This is a genomic window from Acinetobacter defluvii, assembly GCF_001704615.3.
GTDB lineage: Bacteria > Pseudomonadota > Gammaproteobacteria > Pseudomonadales > Moraxellaceae > Acinetobacter > Acinetobacter defluvii.
In genome coordinates, this window is record NZ_CP029397.2 from 2,917,836 (window position 1) to 2,929,936 (window position 12,101).

Here is a 12,101-nt window from a genome sequence, read left to right on the forward strand (position 1 = left end):
TTTTTTATTTAACAAATAAATCAACCACTTAATAAAGTAAAGCAATTAAATAGATTCTATTTACAAATTACCATCATTAAATTCATTGTTAAAACCAATTATAAAGAATAGTTAAAACAAATAAGAATTATTATTATTCGCATACAAATTTGCATTCATCTCCAGTGAGTCGTCATGTCATTTATTAAGTCACGTAAAAAGGTCGTTGTTTCTGCCCTTGCCTCTTCTTTATCCGTCATCGCAACAAGCGCAATTGCACAAGAAGAATCAGTTCAACAACTCCCTACTATTCATGCACAAGCTCACGCAACAAAAAAAGACAGCTTAAAAGTGGATGAATCTGCCAATTCTAAATTTGTAGCACCTCTGTTAGATACACCAAAATCTGTTTCTGTTATCTCAAAAAAATTAATTGAAGATACGAAAGTTGCAACACTTGCAGATGCACTGCGTACAGTTCCAGGCATTACTTTAGGTGCAGGTGAAGGCGGTAACCCAAATGGCGACCGTCCATTTATTCGTGGTTATAACTCTGAAAGCTCAATGTATATTGATGGTGTGCGTAATTCAACATCACAAAACCGTGAAATGTTCGCAGTCGAACAAGTTGAAGTCACCAAAGGCTCTGCTTCTGCAATGGGTGGAGCAGGTACTTCAGGCGGTAGTATCAACATGATTTCTAAAGTTGCGAAAAAAGGTGACTTTTTAGAAGGTTCTGTTGCAGGTGGTACTGATAACTATCAACGTATTACTTTAGATGGAAATAAAAATTTTGGTAATGGCATTGCGGCACGTGTTGCTGTCATGGGACATCACAACAATAAAGCAGGTCAAGGTGATGATGCTTCTGAATACAAACGTGCAGGGATTGCGCCAAGCATTAGCTTTGGTTTAGATACCCCAACACGTGCGACTTTAAGTTATTACTACTTAAAAACCGACGACACGCCTGATTCAGGTGTTCCATATCAATATGATGTTGTTAAAAAAGCGACTGTTGGTAAACCAGTAGATGTGAAACAAGGCATTTATTATGGTTGGTTAGATCGTGATTTCCAAAAACAAGAAAATCAAGCAGGTACGATTAAATTAGAACATGATTTAACAGACAATATTACAATCAGTAATACAGCCGTATATAACAAATCTAAAAACAACTACTTATGGACGCAACCTGATGACAGTCAAGGTAACATTGTAAATGGAGAAGTGTGGCGTCGTCTAAATACCAATTTAACGAGTACTGACAGTTTTACTGACCAACTTGCTTTAACTGGTAAATTCAATACGGGTGCGTTCACACATAAATTTAATGTGGGTGCAGAATATGCAAAACAAGATTCTGATCGTGGTGGAAATTTAGTTACAGACCCAAATACTTCTGTAATCGGCGGTAGCGGTACAAATAATGCATGTTCACTTGTAAACTCAAATGGTTGGTGTACAGATCTCAACAGTCCAAACTCTCGTGATCCATGGTTAGGTAAGATTACAGCCAATCCAAATGTCATGAATATTACTTCTACAACTCAATCTATTTATGCATTAGATAATATTGAAATCACACCACAATGGTTGCTTGATTTAGGTGTCCGTTGGGACAAATTTGAAACAGAGATGAATTATAAGAAAGACAATGGTTCGGGTACTTCTGCTGTTAAAGCAGGAACACATTATAGCTCAGACAATGATTTCTTTAATTATCAAGCAGGTGTAACATTTAAACCTGTAGAAAATGGTTCAATCTACGCAAGTTTTGCAACTTCTGCTAACCCTGTAGGTGTAGATGCTGGTGATGGTTCTGAAGGAATTAGCGTTCCAGGACGTAACACAACTGATGAACAAGCACGTACTATTAACAACTTAAAACCAGAAGAAGTGAAAACTTATGAAATTGGCACAAAATGGGATGTATTTGGCGATAAGCTCAACTTAACTGCTGCTATTTTCCGTACTGAAAAAGAAAATACCCGTGCCTTAGATACTGATGGATTTACTCGCAACATTGGCGAAACACGTGTAGATGGTATTGAACTTGGAGCAAATGGTAACCTCACCGAAAAATGGGCAATTTCAGTTGGCTATACTTATTTAGACAGCGAAATTGTAGATGCTGGTTTTGTTAAAAATACAGATGGTTCATATTCTGCTAGCCCAACAAATGGCAATCAAGTGCAAAACGTAGCCAAAAACTCTGCGACACTTTGGACAACTTACCAAGTACTTCCTCAATTAACAATTGGTGCTGGTGCTTTAGGTATGGATAAAGTCTATGGCGATGCTGCAAACACTAAATTTGTTCCGGGTTATGTCCGTTACGATGCCATGGCTCGCTATGATGTAAACAAACAAGTGAATGTTCAATTAAATGTAAACAACCTTTCTGACAAACGTTATTTTACTAAAGCGTATGCTTCACACTATGCAACTGAAGCTGAAGGACGTAATGCGGTATTGTCTTTAAATTTCAAGTATTAAGTTCAGTATAAATCCATAGTTTTTATGCGAAATCTTTAAATAAAATAGTCACTTTTGAGTGGCTATTTTATTGTGTATAAAATAAATTTCGGCATCTATATCTACCCTTTCATTCATAAATCAAGTTTATACCATTCAATAAATTACCTTTATTTTTCAATCGTTTTAATAGATTAACTTTTAATTTTTTAACATTTTTATCTGTATTTTTTCATAGAAAATAATATTTTTAGGTATTGTTATTAATAATCATTATCAATATTATTCTCATCAATTATTTACACCTTGTAACATACCCCACAACTTTACTGCACATTTTGATTGCAATCCCCCCAAGCAATCAGAACCCCAACTTTATTAGGAATTTAAAATGTCACCTATCCTAAGCCGTAAACATAAGACAATGCCACAACTTGTGGCTTTAGCCGCATCCTTGCCTTTTTTGACGCATGCAGAAAATGTGAGGGAAGATCAGGTTGTACAACTTCCTAAAATTGAAGCCACCGCACATGCAAATAAGAAAACAGAAAGTTATAAAGCTAATGCTCTTCACTCGCCTAAATATACGCAAGCGCTAGTTGATACACCTCAAACCATTTCCGTCATCAAAAAAGAACTCTTACAAGAACAAGGTGCAACATCTTTAGTCGAAGCACTACGCAATACCCCCGGCATTACCCTGCAACTGGGTGAAAATGGCAATACCAGTGCTGGTGATGCCTTCCAAATGCGAGGATTTTCTACCCAAACATCAACGTATGTTGATGATATCCGTGATGTCGGCGCTATCAGTCGTGATGTATTTAATCTTGATCAAATTGAAGTGGTCAAAGGTCCTTCTGGCTCAGAAGCAGGACGTGGTTCTGCATCAGGCTATATCAATCTGGTCAGCAAACTGCCTAATTTAAAAAATACTCGCTCAATTTCAGCAACCTACAATACTGCCGAGCATGCACGTCTATCTGCAGACATCAACCAAGCTATAAATGACAATACTGCGGTACGTCTAAATATCATGGGACAAGAGGGTGGAATCGAAGGTCGTGATTATATTGAAAATAATAGTTATGCGATTGCGCCAGCCATTGCATTTGGATTAGATACTGACACACGTTTTTATTTATATTCGCAACATACTCGTCAGCGCAACATTCCAGATGGGGGTATTCCTACGATTGGAATGCAGGGCTTTTGGAATGCTGATTCTGATTTAGCCCAAGCACCTAAAGTGGATCGTGAAAATTATTATGGTCACAAAGATGATCATGAAGATGTGGATGCTAATATGCTGACAGCAAAAATAGAAACTGATCTCGCTGAAAATCTTAAATTTACCAATATTTCCCGTTTCGGTAAAACTGAGATGAATCGTGTATTGACTGGGATCAACGCTTTAAATCGAAATAACTCGAACAATCCTGCCAACTGGACTGTCAGCCGTTCTCGTCAAGGTGTCGATCAAGAAAATAAAATCTTGGCAAATCAATCAACTATAAACTGGAATATTCAAACAGGCGTCATCGAACATGCGGTTGTAGCTGGAGTGGAGCTTATCCAAGAACAACAACACAGCAAAGCGCGATCAGCACAGATTCCGGGTCAAAAAGCGCCCTCACCTGTCGCAAGTCTTTATCATCCTCATCGTGAGGATAGTGTTCCAAATGTTGCAGCGAATGGTGGTTTTAGCAAGGGTCAAACAGATACCGCTGCAGTTTATTTATTTGATACTTTAAAATTTGGTGAACGTTTTCAAATCAATACAGGACTTCGTGCGGACTACTATGAAACCAATTTTAATGGCTTAAGCGTGAGTACCAATGCTGACACTTTAGCCGTTACATATACACCAGCCGATCTTCGTGCGCACGATACATTGATCAGTTGGAAACTGGGTGGTTTATTTAAACCTACCGCAAAAAGTAGTGTGTATGCGTCTTATGCGAAATCTCTCACGCCTCCAGGCAGTGCCAATTTCAGCCTTTCAGCGGAAGGAATCAACAGCGCCGCAGCCAAACCTCAAGAGACCCATCATTATGAAGTAGGGACAAAATGGGACTTGCTGAATGATCAACTTGCATTAACCGCAGCAGCCTATTATACCGAAAATGAAAATCAGTTTACCCAAGATGCCATTACACGAGAATCCATTCAAGAAGGTAAAACGACTGTTAAAGGTGTAGAGTTGGGTGCAGTGGGTCAAATTAGCGATGCATGGAATATTTCAGCAGGCATTGCCCACATGAAAACAGAACAAGAAGATCAGCTCAGCATCAATGCAACAACGGGAGCAATTACCAAAACCAATCATGTTCGTTGGTCACCAGAATGGACTGCAAGTTTATGGTCAACCTATACACTCAAAGGCTTAAAAGTAGGTGTTGGCGCACGTTATGTAGATGAGCAAAAACGTGTCATTACCGATAGTACAGCACTCGCCAATATGCCATCCATTCCGAGCTATGTGGTCTTTGATGCTTTAGTGGGTTATAGCTTCAATAAAAATGCCTCTATAAATTTAAATATTTACAACATCGCAGACAAAGACTACATCAGCACGTTAAATAATGGTGGTGGTCGTGTCATTATGGGACAGCCTCGTTCGGCAGCATTGACCTTGAATTATAACTTCTAAATTTCCACCAAATTGAGATTTAGTTGCCTTCTAAAAAGTAGTACATTGTGAATGTGTACTACTTTTTATTGATACACCAAATTGTGCCAAAGAGTGATGAAATCTAATGATGCTACATATCCCTGAAGTTTTGAGTAAACAGCAAGTTTTGGAGTTTAGAAAATTACTGGAAGATGAAAAGCTTTGGGTAAATGGTAAAATCAGTGCAGGCGCACAAGCACAACACATTAAAAATAATTTACAAGTGGATGTTCAACACGATGTTTATCAGAGCATTTCCACACAAATTTTAGCCGCCTTAAAACAAAATCTTTTAGTTCAATCTGCTGGGCTGCCGAAACACATTTTACAACCTATGCTTAACTGTTACCAAGATTCAGGCAATTATGGCAATCATGTAGACAATGCGGTGCAATTTTCATCGCTTACAGGGCAAATGATTCGCACCGATGTTTCTATGACCGTATTTTTATCAGAACCTGATGAATATGAAGGTGGTGAGCTGATTGTTGAAGATAATTATGGCTGTCATGAAGTCAAACTTGATGCAGGTGATGTGATTCTCTACCCTGCCACCAGTTTACATCGAGTTGAACCTGTGACGTCAGGTAAACGTATTGCAGCTTTTACATGGATGCAAAGTATGGTCAAAGATGATTGGCAACGCACCACCCTGTTTAATCTCGACATGACGATTATCAAGCTGCGTCAGCAATTAGGAGATTCAGAAGAAGTACTGAGTTTGACGCATCATTATCATAATTTGCTACGTCAGTGGGGCGACTTATGAGTATGGAAAATATTCTGCCGCCATTAAAAGAAATTCCACCTCATTTACAAACGCTGGCAGATTATGAAGTTCAGGCACAAAAGCATTTGTCTGATATGGTATGGCAATACCTACAAGGCGGTGCAATGGATGAATACAGTATTCGTGACAATCGTGAACAATTTGCCAAAATTCAACTCGTTCCTCGTTTACTCAATGACTTGACCCAAGGGCATACTGCATGTGAAATTTTAGGACAAACATTTCCCCATCCGATTTTCTTAGCACCCATTGGACATCAACAACAATTTCATCCTGATGCAGAAGCCGCAAGTGCTTTGGCAGCCGAAGTATTAGGCAGTAACTTTATTCTCAGTACATTTACCAATACCGACTTAGCCAGTTTAAAACAAGAAAATCCTTACAAATGGTTTCAGTTGTATTGGCAAGGGGATCGGAAAAAATCACTGGCTTTGATTCGACTCGCAGAACAGCAAAATTTTAAAGCCATTGTGATCACCGTAGATTCACCGCATACAGGGGTACGAGATCGGGAACGTCGCGTATTTTTCCATTTACCTGAAAATATGCAGCATCCGCATACGCCTAGCCATATCCCACTACCAGAACTCCATGAAAATCAGCACCCTGTCTTTGCAGGTTTAATGCAAATCGCACCCAAATGGGCAGATATTGAATTTATCATTGCGCATACTGATTTACCTGTAATTTTAAAAGGTGTTTTACATCCACTTGATGCCCAAAAAGCCGTAGAAATCGGCGTGAAAGGTTTAATCATTTCCAATCATGGTGGGCGTGTTTTAGATACTTCGATTTCACCACTCAAAGCCTTAGCAAAAATTAAAGCCGTTGTACCGACTGATTTTCCACTCTTACTGGATGGTGGCGTTCGTCGTGGTACAGATGTGTTTAAAGCCATCGCTTTGGGTGCATCAGCAGTTTTAATTGGTCGTCCCTATATTCATGGTTTAGCTGTAGCAGGCGCTTTGGGTGTAGCGCATGTCATTAAAATCTTGAAAGAAGAATTTGAGGTTACGATGGCTTTGATGGGAACGTCTACACTGAACGAAATTAATACAGACTTTATTTCTCAAGAATAGCCATTTTCATGAAAATAATTTCCTTATTTAGCTTTAATGCTGCAAATTAAGGAAATTATTTCCAAACAATCTGTTCTAGAATAAATTATAAGTTAGTTCGTTTACAAGCCGTCAGCGTTGAATTTATGCGATGCTACAACATCCATAATATTATGCCACTTTAGGCGAATATTCTCCGAAAAATACTTGTAAATCGTTAGAATAGACACAATCTATATTTGTAGTAAGCTGCCTTTACCCCTGTCTTTACCAAAGCAACGGGCAGTACACACTACACAAGGAGTTTCCTCATGATGTTGGCTGATCCTAGTAAAAAATATCGTCGCATGTACCAACGTGTAGACTTGCCAGACCGCCAATGGCCAAATAATGAAATCAATAAAGCGCCGATTTGGATGAGTACCGACCTTCGTGACGGAAACCAAGCGATCTTTGAACCGATGAACATTGAACAGAAATTTAAAATGTTCCAAATGTTGGTGAAAATTGGCTTTAAACACATTGAGATTGGCTTCCCTTCTGCTTCGCAAATCGACTTTGACTTCACACGCAAATTGATTGAAGAAGGTCATATTCCAGATGATGTGTATATCGAAGTTTTGGTACAAGCACGTGATCATTTAATTGCACGTACTTTTGAGTCTTTGCAAGGTGCGAAACGTGCCATTGTGCATATCTACAACTCAAACTCGCCTACCTTCCGTAAAAAAGTGTTGAATGTTGATGTAGAAGGCGCAAAACAATTGGCGATCAACGCTGCAACCAAAGTCAAAGAGTATGCAGCGAAGCAACCAGAAACAGAATTTATTTTCCAATATAGTCCAGAGTGTTTTACTGCAACTGAATTGGAAGTAGCAAAAGACGTTTGTGATGCGGTGACTGAAATTTGGGAAGCATCCCCTGACAATAAAGTAATTCTAAACTTGCCTGCAACTGTAGAAGTTTCAGGTCCACATGTCTATGCAGATCAAATTGAATGGATGCACCGTAATATCGAACGTCGTGATGGTGTGATCATTTCAGTACATTGTCATAATGACCGTGGCTGTGGTATTGCAGCATCTGAGTTGGCGATTATGGCAGGTGCTGACCGTGTTGAAGGTTGTGTTTTTGGAAATGGTGAACGTACAGGTAATGTGGACGTAGCTGCGATTGCTTTGAACATGTACACCCAAGGCGTACCTTGTGAGTTAGATTTCTCAAACATTAATGAAATTATCGCAACAGTTGAGGAATGCACAGGCTTACCAGTACATCCACGTCATCCGTATGCAGGTGATTTGGTATTTACTGCATTCTCAGGTTCACACCAAGATGCGATTAAGAAAGGCTTTGAATTCCAAAAAGATGAAGAAATTTGGGATATGCCATACTTGCCAATCGATCCGAAAGATTTAGGTCGTGACTATGATGCGGTGATTCGTGTCAACTCACAGTCAGGTAAAGGTGGTATTGCTTACTTGTTAGAATCAAACTACAACGTGACTTTACCACGTCGTTTACAAGTTGAATTCTCACAAGTGGTTCAACAAAAAACCGATGCTGAAGGCACTGAAATTTCAGCACAAGCAATTTGGACATTGTTCAAAGACACCTATGTTGCCGCAAAAGATGCGCATTATTCAGCGAAAAACTATCGTTTACATGACGAAAATGGCAAGCAAGTGATTGAGCTTGATATTGAGGTGAATGGTGAAATCCAACAATTACGTGGTGAAGGCAATGGACCGATTTCAGCGATCTTAAATGCGCTTCAATTACCAATTGATGTCTTGAACTACGAAGAACGTAGCATCAGTGCGGGCGCACATGCCAAAGCATTGGCTTTGATTGAGCTTCAAGTGCAAGGCACAGGCAAATCTGCCTTTGGTGCTGGTGTACATGACAACATCGTTACGGCATCCATTGAAGCAATTATTGCGTGTACCAACCGTTTGATTGATCGTGGTGTATTAAACACTGAACAAGTCGTTGCCGCAGCAGTTTAAGCGTTTATAGAACTAGACTTTAGCACGAAAAAGACTTTAGAAAGGATATCCCAAGTGGTATCCTTTCTTTTATTTATTGTTTTATAAAATTTTAAGGCGAATTATTCCAGTGTCCTTTCCTGCTGACTCGGTGGGTCTCGTTACCCCGCAAAAGTTTGAATTTGAAGAACCTTTAGAACTTGAATGTGGTCGTGTATTACCACGTTTTGAAATCATGGTTGAAACTTATGGTGAACTGAATGCAGATCAATCGAATGCTATTTTAATTTGTCACGCACTTTCAGGTCATCACCATGCCGCAGGCTATCATCATGAGGATGATAAAAAACCTGGTTGGTGGGATGCGTGTATTGGTCCAGGTAAAGCCATTGATACTTCTAAGTTTTTTGTTGTTGCACTGAATAATATTGGCGGCTGTAATGGTTCTACAGGACCAACTTCGCCAAATCCTGAAAATGAAAATCGTCCCTATGGACCAGACTTCCCTCTCGTCACTGTACGAGATTGGGTAAAAACCCAAGCCATGCTCTCTGACCGTCTCGGTATAAATGTATGGTACGCAATCATCGGTGGTTCATTAGGTGGTATGCAAGCCTTACAATGGTCGGTGGACTATCCTGATCGTTTACAAAAATGTGTCATCATTGCTTCTGCACCGAAACTTTCAGCACAAAATATTGCCTTTAACGAAGTGGCACGTCAGTCGATTTTATCTGATCCTGACTTCCATCATGGACGTTATTTAGAACAGGACAGTTATCCAAAACGTGGTTTAATTTTGGCACGTATGGTCGGTCATATTACCTATCTGTCCGAAGAAGCCATGAAACAAAAATTTGGTCGTGACTTAAAATCTGGCAAATTTATGTATGGCTTTGATGTCGAGTTCCAAGTGGAAAGTTATTTACGTTATCAAGGTGAACAGTTCAGTCGTAACTTTGATGCCAATACTTACCTCATCATGACCAAAGCACTGGATTATTTCGATCCATCGCGTGAATATGAACAATCACTGGTCAAAGCCTTGTCTAATACCCAATGTCGCTTTTTGGTAGTGTCCTTTACCACCGATTGGCGTTTTAGCCCTCAACGCTCTCAAGAGATCGTGGATGCATTGATCAGCACCCATAAACCTGTAAGCTATTTAGATATTGATGCCGAACAAGGACATGATTCATTCCTCTTCCCCATTCCTTTATATGTCAAATCATTACGCGCATTTTTAGGGGGTGAACAGCACCTTCAAGCGACGCCTAAGGAGAATGTGTAATGCGTATTGATCATCAACTTGCAGAAAAATGGATTCAACCTGATTCTCGTGTGCTTGACTTAGGCTGTGGTGATGGTGAATTACTTGCCCATATGAGCAAAAAGCACAATATTCGTGCATATGGATTAGAAATTGATCAAGAAAAGATTGCAATTGCGGTCAGCAGAGGGTTAAATATTATCCAGCAAGACTTAAATCTTGGTTTAGGTCGTTTTGCTGATCAGTCTTTTGACTATGTGGTCATGGCTCAAGCGTTGCAAGCGGTGGATGCGCCTGATGTGCTTTTGCGCGATATGGTGCGTGTGGGGAAACAAGCGATTATTACTTTTCCTAACTTTGCGCATTGGAAGACCCGTTCTTTTCTTGCCTTAAAGGGAATGATGCCTGTTTCAGATGCATTACCGTATATGTGGTACAATACGCCAAATATCCACCTATGCACCTTTCGTGACTTTGAAGCCTTGTGTGCTGAAAATCATATTCGTATTATTAATAGACTCGCTGTAAATGGGAATCAACAAGGGAGCTTACTCAGTAAGTCCATCCCGAATTTGTTCGGCGAAGTCGCTATTTATCGAGTGAGCGCTCTATGAAAAAATTATTATTAAGCAGTACATTCTTTTTTGGGCTGCTAAGTTTTCAAGCCCATGCAGACTATATGCCGCAGCAAAAACCATCGACTGCTGCTTTAGCTGCACAATATGCGCATATGAACATTGCCGATCTAACCAAAGCCGCAAAAGCAGGTCAACCTGCAGCACAATTCTACCTTGCTACACGTTACCAATCAGGTAATGGTGTCGCTAAAGATTTAAAAGAAGCATTCAGTTTATTTAAATCTGCAGCTGATCAAGGTATTTCTGCTGCACAGTTAAATGTTGGTCGTATGTATGCAGATGGAATCGGGGTATCTAAAAACGAAGCTTCTGCTCGTCAATATTTTGAAAAAGCCGCAAGTCATGGTGATAACCGTGCTAGCTTTAACTTAGCTGTGATGGAAGAGCAAAAGAAAAACTATATCGGTGCTTATCAGTGGTATGAGCTTTCGACACGTGATGGCATGTTAGATAATAAAGTGATTAATATGTCTGAAACTAAAAAAACGGCTTTGGCAGCAAACTTAACGCCTGAGCAAATTCGTACTGCACGTGATCGCGCGGATCGTTGGATTCAAACGCAATAATTTGCAGAGAACATCAAAGCACCTTTGGGTGCTTTTTTTGTCGTTATAGAATTTTAAATCCCAAGCTATCATTTTAATTTATGATTTTTTAGCACATCTGACTGAATTGGAATCTTGACTATTTTATGCATGACAAATATGAATAAGAAAAAATATTTTGCATCTCATACACGTATGAAGATTCTCGCAATTTTCACTGCTCTTTTCGCCTGTCCTTTTGGGCTCACAAGCATAATACTATCCATGGAAATCGTTCAATTCAATCATGGCTTTAAAAGCTTATACTTACTCATTTTGCTATTCCCCATTTTATTTGTTACTTATTTACTCTCCTGTAAGGCATGGCGACTTTTTCATAATCACCAACCAATTCTGACCTTAATGCCCACTAAAATCCAAACGATTAATTTCAAAGGTCAAGCTATTCACAAACAAATCATATTATTACAAGATATTGATGAAGTTGAATTAAAAAAGACTTGGCTAGATCGACATTATTATTTGGTTTTTCATATGCGAGATCAAACAAAACAGCAAATTAACTTTGCACTGGGTTGGATGAAAAACGAAGATATTATTGATTTAAAAAATGAATTAGATAAATGGATTAAACCAAAAACAAAGCAAATTCATTGAAAACAAAGATTTAATTTATACTCC

At 39.2% G+C, this 12,101-nt stretch carries 9 protein-coding genes; all 9 read left to right on the plus strand.

The genetic code is table 11. From position 1 onward, the window contains the following. The first annotated feature begins 174 nt into the window (after positions 1 to 174). The 9 genes from DJ533_RS16385 to DJ533_RS16425 all read left to right on the plus strand — a co-directional run bounded on the left by DJ533_RS16385 (position 175) and on the right by DJ533_RS16425 (position 12,077). A complete protein-coding gene (locus DJ533_RS16385) occupies positions 175 to 2,478 on the plus strand; it encodes a TonB-dependent receptor (protein ID WP_065993467.1) in 2,304 nt (767 codons plus the stop codon). Between the two features lie 370 nt (positions 2,479 to 2,848). Then, the gene (locus DJ533_RS16390; protein WP_065993466.1) at positions 2,849 to 5,110 is read left to right on the plus strand and encodes a catecholate siderophore receptor Fiu; all 2,262 of its coding nucleotides are present in this window, start codon (positions 2,849 to 2,851) and stop codon (positions 5,108 to 5,110) included. Between the two features lie 106 nt (positions 5,111 to 5,216). Beyond that, positions 5,217 to 5,900, plus strand: coding sequence for a Fe2+-dependent dioxygenase (locus DJ533_RS16395; RefSeq protein ID WP_065993465.1), 684 nt, complete (start codon positions 5,217 to 5,219; stop codon positions 5,898 to 5,900). Continuing rightward, a complete protein-coding gene (locus tag DJ533_RS16400; RefSeq protein WP_065993464.1) occupies positions 5,897 to 7,000 on the plus strand; it encodes an alpha-hydroxy acid oxidase in 1,104 nt (367 codons plus the stop codon). The genes DJ533_RS16395 and DJ533_RS16400 overlap by 4 nt, the downstream gene beginning before the upstream one ends. A gap of 290 nt (positions 7,001 to 7,290) precedes the next feature. Beyond that, a complete protein-coding gene (gene leuA, locus DJ533_RS16405) occupies positions 7,291 to 8,988 on the plus strand; it encodes a 2-isopropylmalate synthase (protein ID WP_065993463.1) in 1,698 nt (565 codons plus the stop codon). A gap of 109 nt (positions 8,989 to 9,097) precedes the next feature. Beyond that, positions 9,098 to 10,258 carry a homoserine O-succinyltransferase MetX gene (gene metX / locus DJ533_RS16410; RefSeq protein WP_065993462.1) on the plus strand — a complete coding sequence of 387 codons (1,161 nt, stop codon included), beginning with the start codon at positions 9,098 to 9,100 and terminating at the stop codon, positions 10,256 to 10,258. Continuing rightward, the gene (gene metW / locus DJ533_RS16415) at positions 10,258 to 10,851 is read left to right on the plus strand and encodes a methionine biosynthesis protein MetW (RefSeq protein WP_065993461.1); all 594 of its coding nucleotides are present in this window, start codon (positions 10,258 to 10,260) and stop codon (positions 10,849 to 10,851) included. The genes metX and metW overlap by 1 nt, the downstream gene beginning before the upstream one ends. Further along, on the plus strand, positions 10,848 to 11,441 hold the full coding sequence (locus DJ533_RS16420; RefSeq protein WP_065993460.1) for a tetratricopeptide repeat protein: 594 nt from the start codon (positions 10,848 to 10,850) through the stop codon (positions 11,439 to 11,441). Before metW ends, DJ533_RS16420 begins: the two co-directional genes overlap by 4 nt. A 138-nt stretch (positions 11,442 to 11,579) precedes the next feature. Continuing rightward, positions 11,580 to 12,077 (plus strand): hypothetical protein, encoded by a 498-nt coding sequence (locus DJ533_RS16425; protein WP_065993459.1) that lies wholly within the window; start codon positions 11,580 to 11,582, stop codon positions 12,075 to 12,077. Positions 12,078 to 12,101: the final 24 nt, after the last annotated feature.